The 16,304-nt window shown below is 70.7% G+C and carries 16 protein-coding genes; 9 read left to right on the top strand and 7 right to left on the bottom strand.

All coding sequences use genetic code 11. The features are described 5' to 3' along the window. Window positions 1-40 precede the first annotated feature (40 nt). Together BM419_RS14750 and BM419_RS14745 are read right to left on the bottom strand one after the other, a co-directional pair. Window positions 41-2,386 carry an amylo-alpha-1,6-glucosidase gene (locus BM419_RS14750; RefSeq protein ID WP_020092796.1) on the bottom strand — a complete coding sequence of 782 codons (2,346 nt, stop codon included), beginning with the start codon at window positions 2,384-2,386 and terminating at the stop codon, window positions 41-43. 148 nt (window positions 2,387-2,534) lie between these two features. Further along, on the bottom strand, window positions 2,535-3,665 hold the full coding sequence (locus BM419_RS14745) for a glycosyltransferase family 4 protein (protein WP_026604868.1): 1,131 nt from the start codon (window positions 3,663-3,665) through the stop codon (window positions 2,535-2,537). 466 nt (window positions 3,666-4,131) lie between these two features. Between BM419_RS14745 and rpmI the strand changes: the two genes are divergently transcribed. The 5 genes from rpmI to BM419_RS14720 all read left to right on the top strand — a co-directional run bounded on the left by rpmI (window position 4,132) and on the right by BM419_RS14720 (window position 9,414). Further along, on the top strand, window positions 4,132-4,335 hold the full coding sequence (gene rpmI, locus BM419_RS14740; protein ID WP_007561407.1) for a 50S ribosomal protein L35: 204 nt from the start codon (window positions 4,132-4,134) through the stop codon (window positions 4,333-4,335). A 51-nt stretch (window positions 4,336-4,386) separates the two neighbouring features. Continuing rightward, complete coding sequence (rplT, locus tag BM419_RS14735) at window positions 4,387-4,764, top strand: 50S ribosomal protein L20 (RefSeq protein WP_012320099.1); 378 nt, start codon at window positions 4,387-4,389, stop codon at window positions 4,762-4,764. Between the two features lie 156 nt (window positions 4,765-4,920). Continuing rightward, complete coding sequence (pheS, locus tag BM419_RS14730) at window positions 4,921-6,003, top strand: phenylalanine--tRNA ligase subunit alpha (protein ID WP_042674687.1); 1,083 nt, start codon at window positions 4,921-4,923, stop codon at window positions 6,001-6,003. 99 nt (window positions 6,004-6,102) lie between these two features. Continuing rightward, entirely contained in the window at window positions 6,103-8,523 is a 2,421-nt protein-coding gene (gene pheT, locus BM419_RS14725; RefSeq protein WP_091926839.1) for a phenylalanine--tRNA ligase subunit beta, read from the top strand. A 9-nt stretch (window positions 8,524-8,532) separates the two neighbouring features. Then, a complete protein-coding gene (locus tag BM419_RS14720; RefSeq protein WP_091926838.1) occupies window positions 8,533-9,414 on the top strand; it encodes a DUF1186 domain-containing protein in 882 nt (293 codons plus the stop codon). Here BM419_RS14720 and moeB read toward each other — a convergent pair. The 3 genes from moeB to BM419_RS14705 form a co-directional block, all read right to left on the bottom strand. After that, a complete protein-coding gene (moeB, locus tag BM419_RS14715; protein WP_091926837.1) occupies window positions 9,403-10,188 on the bottom strand; it encodes a HesA/MoeB/ThiF family protein in 786 nt (261 codons plus the stop codon). The two genes, BM419_RS14720 and moeB, sit on opposite strands and share 12 nt — an antisense overlap. 104 nt (window positions 10,189-10,292) lie before the next feature. Beyond that, on the bottom strand, window positions 10,293-10,814 hold the full coding sequence (infC, locus tag BM419_RS14710) for a translation initiation factor IF-3 (RefSeq protein WP_020092802.1): 522 nt from the start codon (window positions 10,812-10,814) through the stop codon (window positions 10,293-10,295). A 200-nt stretch (window positions 10,815-11,014) separates the two neighbouring features. Then, window positions 11,015-12,301: a glycosyltransferase family 4 protein gene (locus tag BM419_RS14705; RefSeq protein ID WP_020092803.1), complete on the bottom strand. Its 1,287-nt coding sequence runs from the start codon at window positions 12,299-12,301 to the stop codon at window positions 11,015-11,017. A gap of 107 nt (window positions 12,302-12,408) precedes the next feature. Between BM419_RS14705 and BM419_RS14700 the strand changes: the two genes are divergently transcribed. Beyond that, complete coding sequence (locus BM419_RS14700) at window positions 12,409-13,176, top strand: alpha/beta hydrolase (protein ID WP_056527999.1); 768 nt, start codon at window positions 12,409-12,411, stop codon at window positions 13,174-13,176. A 41-nt stretch (window positions 13,177-13,217) separates the two neighbouring features. Here BM419_RS14700 and BM419_RS14695 read toward each other — a convergent pair whose 3' ends face one another. Further along, window positions 13,218-13,502 carry a BQ00720 family protein gene (locus tag BM419_RS14695; RefSeq protein ID WP_020092805.1) on the bottom strand — a complete coding sequence of 95 codons (285 nt, stop codon included), beginning with the start codon at window positions 13,500-13,502 and terminating at the stop codon, window positions 13,218-13,220. Window positions 13,503-13,604: 102 nt separating this feature from the next. Next, window positions 13,605-14,033 carry an Hsp20 family protein gene (locus BM419_RS14690; RefSeq protein ID WP_012320108.1) on the bottom strand — a complete coding sequence of 143 codons (429 nt, stop codon included), beginning with the start codon at window positions 14,031-14,033 and terminating at the stop codon, window positions 13,605-13,607. Window positions 14,034-14,446: 413 nt separating this feature from the next. Between BM419_RS14690 and BM419_RS14685 the strand changes: the two genes are divergently transcribed. From BM419_RS14685 to BM419_RS14675, 3 genes are all read left to right on the top strand, one after another. Then, window positions 14,447-14,926, top strand: coding sequence for a hypothetical protein (locus tag BM419_RS14685; protein WP_020092807.1), 480 nt, complete (start codon window positions 14,447-14,449; stop codon window positions 14,924-14,926). 74 nt (window positions 14,927-15,000) lie between these two features. Continuing rightward, the gene (locus tag BM419_RS14680; RefSeq protein ID WP_056527997.1) at window positions 15,001-15,471 is read left to right on the top strand and encodes a hypothetical protein; all 471 of its coding nucleotides are present in this window, start codon (window positions 15,001-15,003) and stop codon (window positions 15,469-15,471) included. Window positions 15,472-15,603: 132 nt separating this feature from the next. Beyond that, the gene (locus tag BM419_RS14675) at window positions 15,604-16,293 is read left to right on the top strand and encodes a MotA/TolQ/ExbB proton channel family protein (RefSeq protein WP_020092809.1); all 690 of its coding nucleotides are present in this window, start codon (window positions 15,604-15,606) and stop codon (window positions 16,291-16,293) included. The last annotated feature ends 11 nt before the right edge of the window (window positions 16,294-16,304 follow it).

The following is a 16,304-nucleotide window of genomic DNA, read 5'->3' as shown; positions in this document are numbered from 1 at the left end:
TAACCCGAAGCGGGCCGCCCCGGAACTCCCGTCCCGGGCCCTACTTGGTCACCACGACCTGCACGTCGCCGTGGCGGCGCTGCACCGACACGGTGACGTCGTCGTCATAGCGCTGGAACCGGATGTCCAGGCGCGAGCCGCCGAGCTTGACGTTGTAGAGCGTTACCCCGTCGAGGAAGCCCGGCAGGATCGGGTTCTTGAGCCGGACACGGTTGCGCTCGTGGTCCAGTTCGAGGCCGAGGCAGGCCGCCAGGAACGCGAACGGCGCCGCCGCCGCCCAGGCCTGCGGGCTGCAGGCAACCGGGTACGAGACGGGGCCGCGCTGCTTGCGGCGCATGAAGCCGCAGAACAGCTCCGGCAGCCGCTTCTGGTCCTGGTACAGCGAGGTGTCGAACATCCCCTGGAAGATGCGCGCGGCCTCGTGCTTGCGGTCGTAGCGCGCCAGACCCATCGCGATCAGCGCGTTGTCGTGCGGCCAGATCGAGCCGTTGTGGTAGGACATCGGGTTGTAGCGCGCCTCGCCCTTGGCGATCGTGCGCACGCCCCAGCCGTTGAAGCCGTCCTTGCACAGCAGCGTCTCGGCGACCCGCGCCGCCCGCTCCGGCTTGGCGATGCCGGTGAACAGGGCGTGGCCGGCATTGGAGGAGCGCACCGCGCACTGCTTCTTGGCGCCGTCGAGCGCCAGCGCGTAGGTGCCGATCTCCTCGTTCCAGAACGCCGCGTCGAACCGCTCGCGCAGGCTCGCCGCCTCCTGGGTGAGGCGCTCCGCCATCGGGTCGTGGCCGAGGAGCGCCGCGAGCTTCGCCATGCCGTTCTTGGCGGCGTAGACGTAGCCCTGCACCTCGCAGAGGGCGATCGGGCCCTTTGCCAGGTGACCGTCGGTGTGGAAGATCGAGTCGTGGCTGTCCTTCCAGCCCTGGTTCTCCAGACCCTTGTCGGTGTCGCGGGCGTACTCGACGAAGCCGTCGCCGTCGCGGTCGCCGTAGCGGTCCATCCATTCGAGCGCGAGTTCGAGGGCTGGCCAGATCGCCCGCACGGTCTCGAGGTCGCCCGTGACCGCGTAGTACTCCCAGGCCAGCATCACGAAGAGCGGCGTGCCGTCGATGGTGCCGTAATAGTGCCGGAACGGCACCTCGCCGAGCATCGCCATCTCGCCGCGCCGGGTCTCGTGGAGGACCTTGCCGGGCTGCGCGTCGGCGGCCGGATCGACCGCCTTGGCCTGGGTCGAGGCGAGGTAGCGCAGCACGCCCCGGGCGAATTTCGGGTCGATCCAGAGCGCCATCATCGCGGTGATGATGCCGTCGCGCCCGAACACCGTGGAGTACCAGGGGATGCCGGCGAAGGGGTAGATGCCCTCCGGGGTTCGGCTCGCGAGCATGTAGAGGTCGGCGGTCGCCCGGCACAGGCCCTCGTTGAACTGGTCGTTCGACGAGATGATCGTGGTGATGCCCGCCGTCAGCGCCCGCAGGTCGCGCCGCGAATCGCGGTAGGCGCGGGCGAAGATCGTCCCCTCGCCGAGATCCTTCGGCTCGCGCCGGGCACCGCCGGCATTGGCGGCGAGCGTCAGCTTGGCGGCCGCGTCCTCGCCGACCATCGTGTCGGTCGGGGGCTTGGTGAAGGCCCGGTGCGCCTCGAAGGTGACGCGGATGAACAGGGAGGTCCGGCCCTCCGGCGGGAGCGACACGTCGAACACCACCTTGCCGGGCTCGATCGAATCGGGCTTCGGGCCGAAATGCAGGGAGGTCGTCCGGACGATCTCGTCCAGGCCGACGTAGCGGAACTGCACCTCGCGGTCGCTCGCCACGAGCACGCCGCGCTTGCCGCGCTCCTGTCGATCTGTCCCGCGAACCTCGAAGAGGTCGCGGAAATCCGCGTCGAAGGTGACGGCGATGCGCAGGCGCCGGTGCTTCGAATCGTAGGAGCGGAGGCCGATCCGGTCGTAGCAGGCGCCGCGGAACAGGAACTTGGTGCGCTCGATCGCGATCGTCTCGCGGGGGATCGAGGTCTCGTCGTGGGCGTCGATGCGGATGTCGGGCGTCGTCATGTCGACGCTGAGCGCGCCGTTATCGTCCTGCATCACCGAGGAAAGCATCAGCGGGCGCTGGCCCTCGACCGTCACCTCCAGGCGCGAGAGGTAGCGCGTGTCCTGGAAATAGAGGCCTTCCGGGCCGGGCTGGACGCCGATATCGCCGTAGGAATCGAGGACGCCGAAGGCTTCGCCGAACTTCAGCGAGCGCAGCGGCCGCTCGACCAGGGAGGTCTGCGCCTCGATGTGATAGGTCGGGAGGACGTCGTCCGCGTCCTGGAATCCGTGCGCCACGCTTCCGGCGCTCGCCGCGGTCCGGGCCTTCGCATCGTGGGCCGCTGCCGTGTTGTCCGCCGCCATGCAGGGCATCTCCGGGTGCAAGTGAGGGGTGCGAATCGAGAGGGCTGCTGCATCCCTTCGATGCAGCAGCCCTTGTTCACCCTACGGATGAGTCGCCTTTAAGACGCTAGGCCGAGCCGGCCCCGCCTCGCAAGCCCGGTGCCGGCTTTCAGGCCGGCATGGCGGCGACCGGGATCGCCGGACGCGCGGAGCCGTTGACCTCGCCGTACTGCGGCATGAAGCCGGACTTCGGCAGCTTGATCACGTCGGCGCCGCGGGCGAGCAGGTCCTCGTAGGCGGCGACGTACTTCTTCACCATGCACTCGGCGGTGAACGCGCTCTCGAAGTGGCGGCGCACGCCGGCGCGGCTCATGGTCTTCACCTTGGCGACCGCGGCCACGGCGTCGTCCATGTTCTCGCAGAGAACGCCGCCCACGCCGTCCTTGATGACCTCCGGCACGGAACCGTTGCGGAACGCGATCACCGGGGTGCCGGCCGACATCGCCTCGATCATCACGAGGCCGAAGGGCTCCGGCCAGTCGATCGGGAAGGCGAGCGCCAGGGCGTTGCCGAGAAAGTCCTTCTTCTGCTCCTCATTGATCTCGCCGATGTACTCGATCAGCGGGTGGTGGATCATCGGCTCGATGACCTCGTCCCAGTAATCCTGATCGGCCTTGTCGACCTTGGCGGCGATCTTCAGGGGCGTGCCGGAGCGGATCGCCATCTCGATCGCGCGGTCGGGCCGCTTCTCGGGCGAGATCCGGCCGAGGAAGGCCAGGTAGCCGCCCTTGGCGTCCGGGTAGTACGGGCAGTTCTCGGCCGGCAGGCCGTGATGGATCGTCGCCAGCCAGTTGGAGGTCGGCGGCATGGGCAGGCGCTGGTTGTCGGAGATCGAGACCAGCGGCATGCCCGTGAAGGTGCGGTAGACCGGCATGAAGTCCGGCACGTCCAGGCGACCGTGCATCGTGGTGATGCACTTATGGTTCAGATCCTCGAACATCGGGTACTGAAGCAGGTCGATGTGGAAGTGCAGGATGTCGAACTCGTGCGCGCGGCGGTGCACCTGATGCAGCATCGCCAAGTGGCTGGCCGTGTGATCCCGGTAGCCGAGCAGGCGCAGGCCCTCGGGCGTGCAGGCCGCGAGCTTGGCAGTCGTCTCGGAGTCACCGCTCGCGAACAGCGTGACTTCGTGGCCCTGGCGAACCAGTTCCTCTGTAATCCAGCTGACGACGCGCTCGGTGCCGCCGTAGAACTTCGGAGGGACGGCCTCCGACAACGGAGCGATCTGGGCAATGCGCACGAAGTGTCTCCTGGTTGGCCAATTTGACGGGGGGTCTAACCCTGCCGGCCTGAGCGGGACATGAATGAAACCGACGGCTAAGGTTATGGTTCCTGGCGCACCCGCTGTCCCTCGCCGTTTTGTGCGGCGCGCAAGCCGTCCCCGAATTCCTCCGAATCAGCACGGGCGAAACGGCCGCTGCCCCGCCGTTGCCGGCTCGCCGGCGCGGGCGTCGTGCAGAGAAGCCCGGTCCCAGGGCTCGATACGCCGGAGCCCGGCGACGCGTTCCCCCGGATCTCGATCTCGTGCTCCGATCCGCGGGCGTTGCCGCCGCGTCAGCTTTCTGTCATAAGCCGCCCCGCGTCGAACCGCCCGGCCGATAGGGCTGCCGTGGCGGCTCGTGCTGCTCCACCAGAAGCATCAGCGCGCGAACCTCATCCGATCCTCCCGGGTCGGTCCGGGATCATTTCGCGCAACGGAGAGCCAAATGCCCAAGTTGAAGACGAAATCGGGCGCGAAGAAGCGCTTCAAGATCACCGGCACCGGCAAGGTGATGTACGCCCAGGCCGGCAAGCGCCACGGGATGATCAAGCGGACGACCAAGCAGATCCGCAACCTGCGCGGCACCACGACCCTGTTCGAGGGCGATGCCGCCAACGTGAAGAAGTACTTCCTGCCGAACGCGCGGTAAGTCCTTCAGCACCCGTTGCCACTGTCTTTCGTCGAATCCAGGAGATAACCGATGGCCCGCGTCAAGCGCGGCGTGACCAGTCACGCGAAGCACAAGAAGGTTCTGAAGGCCGCCAAGGGCTATTACGGCCGGCGCAAGAATACGATCCGCATCGCCAAGCAGGCGGTCGAGAAGGGCATGCAGTATGCCTACCGCGACCGCAAGAACAAGAAGCGCACGTTCCGCGCCCTCTGGATCCAGCGCCTCAACGCGGCGGTCCGCGAGCACGGCCTGACCTACTCGCGCTTCATCGACGGCCTGGCGAAGTCCGGCATCGTCGTCGACCGCAAGGCCCTGTCCGAGCTGGCGATCCACGAACCGGCGAGCTTCGCCGCCGTCGTCGAGAAGGCGAAGGCCGCGCTGCCGCAGAACACCGCCAAGGCCGCCTGATCCAGGCCTGAGGCGAGACGGACGGAAGGCGCGGTTCCCCAGGGAGCCGCGCCTTCGTCGTTTACGAGGTCCCGCGCCCCGCGCTTGCGCCGGCGCCCGCAACGCGCGAGAGCACGGCCCGACGGCCGACTCCGCCAACCCTGCTCGAAGACAGCGATGACCGATCTCGACACCCTGGAACGCGACCTCCTGGCCCAGGTGAGCGCGGCCTCCGACGAGGCCACCCTCGACGCGGTCCGCGTCGCCGCGCTCGGCAAGAAGGGCAGCGTCTCGGATCTGCTGAAGACGCTCGGGTCGATGACGCCGGACGAGCGCAAGGAGCGCGGGCCCCTGATCAACGGGCTGCGCGACCGGGTCCAGGGCGCCGTCACCGCCCGCAAGACCGAACTCGCCGAGGCCGCCCTGGAGGCCCGCCTCGCCTCCGAGCGGGTCGACGTGACCCTGCCGGTCCGCGAGGCCCCCGAGGTGCGCGGCCGGATCCACCCGATCTCCCAGGTAATTGACGAGATCACCGCGATCTTCGCCGACATGGGCTTCGCGGTCGCCGAGGGTCCGGACATCGAGACGGACGAGCTGAACTTCACGGCGCTCAACTTCCCGCCCGGCCACCCGGCCCGCGAGATGCACGACACCTTCTTCCTGGCGCCCGACCGCGACGGGCAGCGCAAGGTGCTGCGCACCCACACCTCGCCCGTACAGGTCCGGACCATGCGGGCGCAGACGCCGCCGATCCGCGTGATCATCCCGGGGCGGACCTACCGGCACGACTCTGACCAGACCCACACGCCGATGTTCCACCAGGTCGAGGGGCTGGTGATCGACAAGGCGGCCAACATCGCCAACCTGAAATGGGTGCTGGAGGAGTTCTGCAAGGCGTTCTTCGAGGTCGACGGCGTGAAGATGCGCTTCCGCCCGTCCTTCTTCCCCTTCACCGAGCCCTCCGCCGAGGTCGACATCCAGTGCTCGCGCAAGGGCGGCGAGATCCGCTTCGGCGAGGGGGACGACTGGCTGGAGATCCTGGGCTGCGGGATGGTCCACCCGAACGTGCTGCGCAATTGCGGGCTCGACCCGGACGCGGTGCAGGGCTTCGCCTTCGGTGTCGGCATCGACCGCATCGCCATGCTGAAATACGGCATGCCGGACCTGCGCCCGTTCTTCGAGGCCGACGTCCGCTGGCTCGACCATTACGGCTTCCGCCCGCTCGACGTGCCGAGCCTCGTGGGCGGCCTCACGGGCTGAGCCGCCCCGGCCCCGCCGCGGCCCCCCCGGCCCCGGCGACGGCCCCGCGATCCTGTTCCTCCGACGGTCGAGCCGATACCGGGCTCTCGAAGGTTCATCATGAAATTCACCCTCTCCTGGCTCAAGGACCACCTCGACACCGAGGCCTCCCTCGACACCGTCGCCGAGACGCTCACGCGGATCGGCCTTGAGGTGGAGGGCGTCGAGGACAAGGCCGCCGCGCTCAAACCCTACGTGATCGCCCGGATCCTGACGGCCGAGCAGCACCCGAACGCGGACCGGCTCCGGGTCTGCACGGTCGACACCGGCACGGGCGCCCCCGTGCAGGTGGTGTGCGGCGCCCCGAACGCGCGGGCCGACCTCGTCTCGGTCTTCGCGCCGCCCGGCACCTACGTCCCGGGCAAGAACATCACCCTGTCGGTGGGCACGATCCGCGGCGTCGAGAGCCACGGCATGCTGTGCTCGGGCGCCGAGCTCGGCCTCGGCGACGACCATGACGGCATCCTGGAACTCCCGACCGACGCGCCGGTCGGCCAAGCCTACGCTCTCTACGCCGGGCTCGACGATCCGGTCATCGAGATCAACCTGACGCCGAATCGGCCGGACTGCACCTCCGTGCACGGCATCGCCCGCGACCTCGCGGCGGCCGGCCTCGGCACGCTCAAGGGCGAGATGCTGCCGGGCCTGCGCGGCGAGGGTCCCTGCCCGGTCGCGGTCGAGCTGGCCCTCGATCCGGCCGACCGGCACCTCGCCCCGATGTTCGCCCTGCGGCTCGTGCGCGGCGTCCGGAACGGCCCGTCGCCGGCCTGGATGCAGGCCCGGCTGCGCGCCATCGGCCTGCGGCCGATCAACAGCCTCGTCGACATCACCAACTACGTCACCTTCGATCGCGGGCGGCCACTGCACGTCTTCGACGCCGCCAGGGTCGCCGGCACGCTGACCGTGCGGCGGGCGCGGGCGGGCGAGAGCCTGCACGCCCTCGACGGCCGGACCCACACGCTGACCGACGACACCGTGGTGATCGCCGACGCGAACGGCGTCGAATCCATCGCCGGCATCATGGGCGGCGAGGCGTCGGGCTGCGACGCCGGCACCGTGGACGTGCTGATCGAGTCGGCCCTGTGGGACCCGACCAACATCGCCCAGTCGGGCCGACGGCTCGGCATCATCACCGACGCGCGCTACCGCTTCGAGCGGGGCGTCGACCCGGCCTTCACGGTTCCCGGCCTCGACCTCGCGACGCGGCTGGTGGTCGATCTCTGCGGCGGAACGCCGACCGAGGCGCACGTCGCCGGCGCGCCGCCCGAATCCCGGCGCAGCATCGACTTCCCCTGGACCGAGGTCCGCCGCCTCGCCGGCCTGGACGTGCCGCGCACCGAGATGCAGCAGATCCTCGAGACGCTGGGCTTCCACGTCTCCGGCACCGGGGACCGGGTGACGGTGCTGCCCCCGTCCTGGCGGCCCGACGTCGAGGGCAAGGCCGACCTCGTCGAGGAGGTCGTCCGCATCGCCGGGCTCGACCGGATCGTGGCCGAGCCCCTGCCGCCGCTCGCCGGGATCGGCCGCCCGCTGCTCACCGTGATGCAGAAGCGGACCCGCCTCGCCAAGCGCGCCCTGGCGAGCCGCGGCCTCATGGAGGCGGTCACGTGGTCGTTCGTGCCGCACGATGACGCCGTCCTGTTCGGCGGCGGCGGGGCCGACCTGGTGCTGGCCAACCCGATCGCCTCGGAGCTGTCCGACATGCGGCCGAGCCTGGTGCCGGGCCTCCTGCGCGCGGCGCAACGCAATGCCGACCGCGGCTACCCGGACGCCGCCCTGTTCGAGGTCGGCCAGTGCTTCGCCTCGGACGTACCGGAAGGCCAGACCGTCCGCGCGGCGGCGGTCCGCCGCGGCGGCGCGACCCTGGCCGGCGCCGGGCGGCACTGGGACGGCACGGCGGCGACCGTCGACGCGTTCGACGCCAAGGCGGACGCCATCGCGTTGCTCGGCAGCCTGGGCGTGCCGACCGGCGGCCTCCAGATCACGCCCGGCGGCCCGTCCTGGCTGCATCCCGGCCGCTCCGGCACGCTGCGCTTCGGTCCGAAGACGGAGATCGGCTGGTTCGGGGAGGTGCATCCGCGAACGCTGCAGGCCCTCGACCTGAAGGGAACGCTCGTGGCCTTCGAGATCGTCCTCGACGCCCTGCCCCTGCCCAAGCTCAAGCCGACCAAGGCCAAGGCCGCCCTGGCACTGTCGGAATTCCAGCCGCTGTCGCGGGACTTCGCCTTCGTGGTCGGCCGCGACGTGCCGGCGGGGGACATCGTCAAGGCCGCCCAGAACGCCGAGCGCAAGCTGGTGACGGGTGTCGACGTGTTCGACCTCTACGAGGGGCCGGGCGTGCCGGACGGCGCGAAGTCGGTGGCGATCGCGGTGCGTCTCCAGCCCGTCGAGCGGACCCTGACCGACGCGGAGATCGAGGCGGTGAGCGCCAGGATCGTCGCCGAGGTCACCCGCAAGACGGGCGCGACGCTCCGGGCCTGAGGCGCCGCCATGGACCGGATCGCCCTGCTCATCGACGACCTCGCGGCGGCCGAGTACCGGCCGAAGGCGGCGTTGCGGGAGGCCCTGAACCACCCCGCCGCCGTCGCGGAGGCGACGCTGCCGCTGCTCGAGGCGGCCGCCGACGGGCGCGAGCTGGCAGCGGAGGAGACGAACCTCCTGTTCTGGGGCCTGCACGTCATGGCCCATGCCCAGGACACGCGCGCCCTCGCGCCGCTCCTCAGGCTGCTCCGGCACGACGAGGAGACCCTCGACGCGGTGCTGGGTGACGCCGTCACGGCGACGCTGGCCAAGGTCGTGGCGAGCCTGTTCGACGACGATCCGCAGCCGCTGTTCCGGCTGATCCTGGACAGCACGGTCGACGATCACGCGCGCATGGCGCTGATGTGCGCCTGCACCTTCCTGACCCTGGAGGGACGGATCGACCGGGCCGCGATGCACGACCTGCTGGTCCGTTTCGACGACGCGCAGGCCGCAGTGGAGGACGGGCCGGCCTGGGTCGGCTGGGAGGAGACGATCGCGCATCTCGGCTTCCGGGACCTCGCGCCCCGCGCGGCCGCGGCCCGCGCCGACGGACGGCTCACCGACGAGATCAGCGACGCCGACTGGTTCAAGGAGGCCCTGCGCAAGGCCGAGACCAAGCCGGACGACCGGGACCGGCTCGGGCCCTACCAGTACGGCTACCTCGACGATCCGGTCGAGGCTCTCGACTGGGCCGAGGAGGGCGCGGGCGAGCCGCAGCGCAACCCGTTCAAGGATGTCGGCCGCAACGATCCCTGCCCCTGCGGCTCGGGCAAGAAGTTCAAGAAGTGCTGCCTCGGCAAGGCGGAGGCGGAGGGGCCGTGGATGCCGCCGGTGCCCCTAGGCGGCTGAGGCGCCGCTGCCGCTGAGCGGGTTCTCGGGATCCCAGCCGTAGCTCAGGGTCTCGAACCGCATGGCGCGGGCGTCGACCATGAGCAGGCGCCCGACGAGGGGCTCGCCGAAGCCCGCCACGGCCCGGATCACCTCCATGGCCATCAGCGAGCCCATGACGCCGGCGAGCGCGCCGAGCACGCCAGCCTCCGCGCAGGCGGGCACACTGCCGGGCGGCGGCGGGTTCGGGAAGAGGCAGCGATAGGTCGGGTTCGGCGTCCCGTCGGGCCCCGTCTCGTGGGCCCGGATCGTGGTCAGCGTGCCGTCGAAGCGGCCCAGAGCCGCCGTGACCAGCGGCCGACGCGCCCGGAAGCAGGCGTCCGACACCGCGTAGCGCGTGGCGAAATTGTCGGACCCGTCCGCCACGAGGTCGTAGCCGGCGATCAGGTCGACGGCGTTGTCCGCGTCGATCCGGAACGGGAGCGGGACCACCGACACGTGCGGGTTGAGGCGCGCCACCGCGTCGGCCGCGCTCTCGACCTTCGGCCGACCGAGGTCCGGCGTCCCGTGGATCACCTGCCGCTGGAGGTTGGACAGCGAGACCGTGTCGTCGTCGACGAGGCCGATCGTGCCGATACCCGCGGCGGCGAGGTACTGGATCAGCGGCGCGCCGAGGCCGCCCGCCCCGACGACGAGGATCCGGGCGGCCTTGAGCCGGGCCTGACCGGGACCGCCGACCTCCGCGAGGACGAGGTGGCGGGCGTAGCGTTCGATCTCATCGGAAGCGAGGGCCATCGCCTGCCCATAATCCGCGGCGCCGCCGATCGGAAGCGCTGAAAAAGACAACGCCGCCCCGGTGAGGAGGCGGCGCGGGTCTCGCGTCTCTGGATCCGGGCCGCTCAGCGCGGCGCGAGGATCATGATCATCTGCCGGCCTTCGAGCATCGGCTCGCTCTCGACCTTGGCGATCTCGGCGGTCTCGCTCTTCACGCGCTCCAGGAGGCGCAGACCGATATCCTGGTGAGCCATCTCACGACCGCGGAAGCGCAGGGTCACCTTGACCTTGTCGCCCTCCTCGAAGAAGCGGTGCACCGACTTCATCTTGGTGTCGTAGTCGTGCTTGTCGATGCCGGGGCGGAGCTTGATCTCCTTCACCTCGACGGTCTTCTGCCGCTTGCGGGCCTCGTTCTGCTTCTTCTGCTCGTTGAAGCGGAAGCGCCCGTAATCGAGCAGCTTGCAGACGGGCGGCACGGAGTTCGGCGCGATCTCCACGAGATCGAGACCGGCCTCCTCGGCCAGATTGAGGGCGTCGAAGAAGGGAACGACGCCGCGGTTCTGCCCGGTGTCGTCGATCAGCTGCACTTCCCGCACACCGCGAATGTCGCGGTTGGCGCGCGGCCCGTCCTTCTGCGGGGCCGGCATGGCTCTCATCGGTCTACGAATGGCTTAGGTCTCCTGCTGCAACGGCGAAACGGCGGATCTTCAGGAAGACCTCCTGACCGCCAGCCGCTCCGGTCTCATCCGGACATACAACGTTGGTGGAACCGCGGCCAGAGTCAACCGGCTACCATCGCGACGCCGGAAATAATCGGCCGCCGCGTCGCGATTCGAGTCCGATGCCCTCAGGTCGAACGGCCGAGCAGCTCGGCGTAGACCGCCAGCGTGTCGCCGACCATCCGCTCCAGGGAGAAGTGCGCCTCGACATGCGCGCGGCTGCGCCGACCGAGGGCGTCGCGGGCGCTCGCGCCGAGGGAGAGGGCCTCGGTCAGAGCGGCGGCGAGCGCGGCTGGGTCGCCGGGCGGCACGCGCCATCCGGTGCGCTGGCCGGCGGGGGTCTCGGGCGGTGCCAGCACCGTCTCCGGCACCGCGCCGAGATCCGAGACGACCACGGGTGCGCCGAGCGCCTGCGCCTCCACGGCCGAGCGGCCGAAGGCCTCGGGCTCCACGGACGGCACCGCGACCACCGAGGCGGCCCGGAAGGCCGCCGGCATGTCGGTGCAGTGCCCGACCCGGCGGACGATGCCCTCGAGCCCGCGCGCGGCGATCAGCGCGTCGAGCTCGCGCTCGTAGGCGGCGCGGCCCTGCGGGTCCCCCGCGAGGACCACGGCCAGGTCCGGGACGCCGCGATCGCGCATCCGCGCGGCGGCCTCGATCAGCACGCGGTGGCCCTTCCAGGCCGTGAGGCGGGCGGCCAGCAGGATCACCCGCTCGTGCGGCGCCACGTTCCAGCTCCGGCGCAGCGCCTCGACCCGGGCGGCCCCGACCGCCACCGGGTTGAACACCGCGAGGTCGGTGCCGCGGTGGATGACCCGCACGCGGTCGCCGGCCTGCTCGGCGTGCAGCCGGTGGATCAGGTCCGCGGTGTAATGCGAGTTGGCGATCACCACGTCGCCGCGGGCCATGATCGAGTTGTAGAGGACCTTCACGCCGGTCCGGCCGGAATAGCTGCCGTGATAGGTGGTCACGAACGGGAGCCCGAGCCGGCGCGCCGCCCCGAGGGCGACCCAGGCGGGCGCGCGGGAGCGGGCGTGGATGATCTGCACCTTCTCGCGGCGGCAGAGCGCCATCAGCCGCAGGACGTTCACCGCCATCGAGGCCGGGTTCTTCGACGCGGCCGGGAATCGGAGCCAGTGCCCGCCCTTGGCCTGCAACTCGCCGACGAGCCGTCCGCCCTCGGTCGCCACCAGGGCGCGGGCGCCCACGGCCGCGAGGCCGCCCGCGACGTCGACGGTGGTGCGCTCGGCGCCGCCCGCATCGAGTTCGGGGATGATCTGCAGGATGCGGGCGCCGGCCAGCGCCCCGACCTCCGCCGGGAACCCCGACAGGGCGTGGGGGCCGTCGCCCGTTCGCGGGCCCTCGGCGAGGACGCGCAGGCCCCCGGCCGGTATCTGCCAAATGCTCGCTGCCATTGATCCAGCATCGCCGCCGGGCTTTACGGTCCGGTAAACGAGAGTTGAAGCCGAACCGTTCAGGACCGGACTTCTTCCATGTCGAGACAGGGATACCGGAGAGAACGATGACGGATACGGCCCCCGAGTTCCTGACCGTCGGCATCGGCGACGCGGCCCGCCGCATCGCCGTGCGGGTGCGCGCGGGCGGCGGGCCGCCGGTGGTCTGGCTCGGCGGCTTTCGCTCCGACATGACCGCGACCAAGGCGACGGCGCTCGATGCCTGGGCCGAACGGACGGGCCGTACGCTCGTGCGGTTCGACTACGCCGCGCACGGTGCCTCGGGCGGCACGTTCACGGACTGCACCATCTCGTCGTGGCTCGAGGACGCGCAGGCGGTCCTGGCGGCCTACGTGACGGAGGCGCCGGTGCTCGTCGGCTCGTCGATGGGCGGCTGGATCGCTTGCCTCGCTGCCCGCGACCGGGCCGCGCGCGGGGAGGCCACGGCGGGGCTGGTGCTCATCGCGCCGGCCCTCGACTTCACCGAGGAGCTGATCTGGAACCGCCTCAGCGAGGCGGCGCGCGCCATGCTGATCCGAGACGGCGTCCTCAGGAAGCCCAGCGACTACGCGCCGGAGCCGGACCCGATCACGCGGGCCCTGATCGACGACGGCCGCCAGCACTGCATGCTGGGCGGCCAAGTCGATCCGGGCTGCCCGGTGCACATCCTCCAGGGCATGCGGGACACCGACGTCCCCTACACGCACGCCCTGAGGATCCTCGACCGCCTGCCGGCCGAAGGAACGGTGCTGACGCTGATCGCCGACGGCGACCACCGCCTGTCGCGGCCGCAGGACATCGCGCGGCTCGTGGCGGCGGTCGCCGAGATCGCCTGACCGGTCTCCCGGCCAGGCCTCTCAGCGGATCGGGTGCAGGGTCAATGCAGGCTGACGGGCTGCAGGTCGTGAGCGGCGGCGTTGGCCAGCACGACGTCCCGCGAATCGGCGAGCATGATCGGCGCGCCGCTCGCCGAGAGCAGGGCGAACAGGTCGAGGCCGGGCGTCAGCTCGGGGGCCTGCGGGAAGAAGCGGCGGACCTCGTCGGACCGGATCGGCCGGACGTAGGCGATGTGCCCCTCGCCCAGCGCCGCGAGATCGGCCGGCTGGAAATCGGCCGGATCGAGATCGGCGGGGGTCAGAGGAGACGGATTCAGATCGGTCATAAAGCCCTCCTGGGGTGGCAGAGCGTCCACCGCCGATCCTGAAGGCATCGGCGGTGGACGCTCTGATGTGGGGATCCGCGCCGGCCAATCAATCGGTCGGCGTCAGCCGCGGGCGCCGATATCGATCTTGCGCACGATGCGGTCCGGCTCCGGCCGGACCAGATCGATCGACAGGAGGCCGTTGGCGAGGTCGGCGCCGAGCACCTCCATGCCGTCCGCGAGCAGGAAGGCCCGCTGGAACTGCCGCGCCGCGATGCCGCGGTGCAGGAAGTGGCGCTCGCGCTCATCGACCTGCCGGCCGCGCACGACGAGCTGGCTCTCCTCCAGCATCACGTCCAGCTGATCGCGGGTGAAGCCGGCCACCGCCAGGGTGATCCGCAGGCGCTCGGGCTCGCTCTCGGTCCGGGGCAGACGCTCGATGTTGTAGGGCGGGTAGCCGTCGTTGGCGGCCTTGGAGACCCGGTCGAGGGCCTGCTCGATCTCGTCGAAGCCGAGCAGGAACGGGTGCCCGAAGGGCGAGGATCGAGTCATCGCGGCCATCATCCAGAAAGCGAAGCCTCCGACCCCGGGATCTGCCGCAATCCCAGGATGCTCGAGCACCTCGTCGACAGGAGCCCGCCTGGGGCAGCGCTCCGCCGGACGCGACGACGCCGGCGACTCGGAGATATGGCCAAGGCCTTCCGGGCCATCAAGGGAGGGGACCGGAATCGACGGCGACCCGTGGTCGCGCATTTCCGGGAAGTTTCGGCAAATTTATGCGGGATCGATAGGCAAAGCCTGCAACGGCCACGCTTTCTTCTAACAGTTTGGAACTGCTCTGATTTTCTCGCCGGGCCTTGATCCGGGCGGCGGGCCTGGATACTGCCGCGGCAGGCGACGATCCGGCTCCCGAGCTCGATCGCCGCGATCCATTTCCGCGAGGCACCGGAGCCGTGAGCACGCCCATGACCCCGTCGGACCACGCGGCGATGCGGCGCGTCGCAGACGTGTGCGGCGACGAGGCCGACATCCTGGCCCTGTCGGTGGCCCGCTTCGTGGCGGCCGGCTACATGACCAGCGACGTCGCCTGCTGGAACGCGGCCTTCGACGGGGCCGAGCAGTTGCTCGGGCCGACGGAAGGGTGCCGCTTCGTCGCCTGCGTGGTCGCGATCATCCGGGCGCTCCGCGCGGAACGCGACGGCGACTGGTCGTTCATGCCGGCGAGCTGCTGCCGCGTGACCGGCCACGAATGCGCGCTGGTGAAGCTGATCAACCGGGGCCGGCAGCGCCTCTGGGCGGATCTCGAGGCCGCCGCGGCCGAGATCACCGGCCAGGACGCGGCGCCGCGCCTCGTGGCGGCGGTCCGCGCCGCGGTCGGGCCGCTCGACGCGGCGGCCGAGCGCCTCGCCCCGGCCTCCTGCCCCGCCGGAACGGTGCTGCACTGATCCGGCTCCCCGTCACCCCGGACCGCGCGGCCCGAGCCGCCGGCCGGCGCGAACTCGAAGAGGACTTTGTCACGGTGCTTGCCCTGCGCGCTCCCCTGTACCGCCGTCGGATCGGGCGTGTCGCCCTCGACACGGCGGCCTGCTTCGCGCTCTCGGCGCTGCTCGTCGTGTCGGCCCTGGCGCAGGACGCGTCCGAGAAGGCGCCGATCAAGCTGCAGCTCAACAAGGTCGAGACCGCGGGCGAGGCCTGCCGGATCACCATGGTGATCGACAACAAGGGTTCGGGCCTCAAGTCCTACAAGGTGGATCTCTTCGCCTTCGACCCCGAGGGCGTCGCGCAGAAGCGCGTGGCGGTCGAACTCGGGCCGCTGCCGCCGAAGAAGACCACCGTGAAGATCTTCGATTTCCCCGGCATCGCCTGCAACAAGGTCGGTCGCGTCCTCCTGAACGACGTCCTGACCTGCGACGGCGGCGATCCGGGCCGCGAGGCCTGCCTCGAGCGGACCGAGACCGACAGCAAGGCCGGCCTGCCGTTCGACCGCTGATGCGGATGGTGTGACGGCTGACGAGACCAAACCGCCCGGCGGCGAGAGCCGCCGGGCGGCCTGCGGCTTTCGCCGCACCCCGAGACGATGGCGGCGCGACGCCGCGTGAGACTAGGACGCCAGGAGCCCGCGATGGACCCGACACAAGCCCCGATCGAGGCGGCCCACGACTTCTCGTTCCTCGGCCTGTTCCTGCAGGCCGACCCGATCGTGAAGGGCGTGATGATCCTGCTGGTGATCGCCTCGATCGCCTGCTGGACGGTGGTGTTCGAGAAGGTCATCCGGCTCGCCGCCGCGCGGCGCCAGGCCAAGGCCTTCGCGAATCTGGTCCGCTCCGGGGGCAGCCTCGACGGCGAGCATCGCGGCATCGCCGGCCACGTGGTGAAGGCGGCGATCGACGCGTGGCGCGATCAGGATTCCTCCGAGACCCGGGCCGAGCGCCGCGACCGCATCGAGCGGGCGATGAAGGGCGCCCTCGCCATCGAGGTGAAGCGCCTGCGCACCGGCCTGTCGCTGCTGGCGACCTCCGGCTCCACGGCCCCGTTCGTCGGCCTGTTCGGCACCGTCTGGGGCATCATGAACTCGTTCTCGTCCATCGCCCGGAGCCAGGACACCTCCCTCGCCGTCGTGGCGCCGGGCATCGCGGAGGCGCTGTTCGCCACGGCGATCGGTCTCGTCGTCGCGATCCCGGCGGTGATGGCCTACAACAAGCTCTCGAGCGACGTGAGCGGCATCCAGAGCACCTTCTCGTCCTATATCTCGGTCCTGGGCAACCGCCTCGCGCGCGACCGCGCCGGCGCCCACCGCGCGGCCGCCGAGTAGCGCGGCCGGCG

The organism is Methylobacterium sp. yr668, assembly GCF_900116245.1.
Taxonomy (GTDB): domain Bacteria; phylum Pseudomonadota; class Alphaproteobacteria; order Rhizobiales; family Beijerinckiaceae; genus Methylobacterium.
The sequence above is the reverse complement of the archived record's forward strand: the minus strand, read 5'-3'. Positions and strand labels throughout refer to the sequence as shown.

Bases quoted from the DNA above. Each gene is read 5' to 3' on its own strand.
- BM419_RS14750 (WP_020092796.1), bottom strand. From the start codon at position 2,386: ATGGCGGCGGACAACACGGCAGCGGCCCACGATGCGAAGGCCCGGACC.
- rpmI (WP_007561407.1), top strand. From the start codon at position 4,132: ATGCCCAAGTTGAAGACGAAATCGGGCGCGAAGAAGCGCTTCAAGATC.
- rplT (WP_012320099.1), top strand. From the start codon at position 4,387: ATGGCCCGCGTCAAGCGCGGCGTGACCAGTCACGCGAAGCACAAGAAG.
- pheS (WP_042674687.1), top strand. From the start codon at position 4,921: ATGACCGATCTCGACACCCTGGAACGCGACCTCCTGGCCCAGGTGAGC.
- pheT (WP_091926839.1), top strand. From the start codon at position 6,103: ATGAAATTCACCCTCTCCTGGCTCAAGGACCACCTCGACACCGAGGCC.
- BM419_RS14720 (WP_091926838.1), top strand. From the start codon at position 8,533: ATGGACCGGATCGCCCTGCTCATCGACGACCTCGCGGCGGCCGAGTAC.
- moeB (WP_091926837.1), bottom strand. From the start codon at position 10,188: ATGGCCCTCGCTTCCGATGAGATCGAACGCTACGCCCGCCACCTCGTC.
- infC (WP_020092802.1), bottom strand. From the start codon at position 10,814: ATGCCGGCCCCGCAGAAGGACGGGCCGCGCGCCAACCGCGACATTCGC.
- BM419_RS14705 (WP_020092803.1), bottom strand. From the start codon at position 12,301: ATGGCAGCGAGCATTTGGCAGATACCGGCCGGGGGCCTGCGCGTCCTC.
- BM419_RS14700 (WP_056527999.1), top strand. From the start codon at position 12,409: ATGACGGATACGGCCCCCGAGTTCCTGACCGTCGGCATCGGCGACGCG.
- BM419_RS14695 (WP_020092805.1), bottom strand. From the start codon at position 13,502: ATGACCGATCTGAATCCGTCTCCTCTGACCCCCGCCGATCTCGATCCG.
- BM419_RS14690 (WP_012320108.1), bottom strand. From the start codon at position 14,033: ATGACTCGATCCTCGCCCTTCGGGCACCCGTTCCTGCTCGGCTTCGAC.
- BM419_RS14685 (WP_020092807.1), top strand. From the start codon at position 14,447: ATGACCCCGTCGGACCACGCGGCGATGCGGCGCGTCGCAGACGTGTGC.
- BM419_RS14675 (WP_020092809.1), top strand. From the start codon at position 15,604: ATGGACCCGACACAAGCCCCGATCGAGGCGGCCCACGACTTCTCGTTC.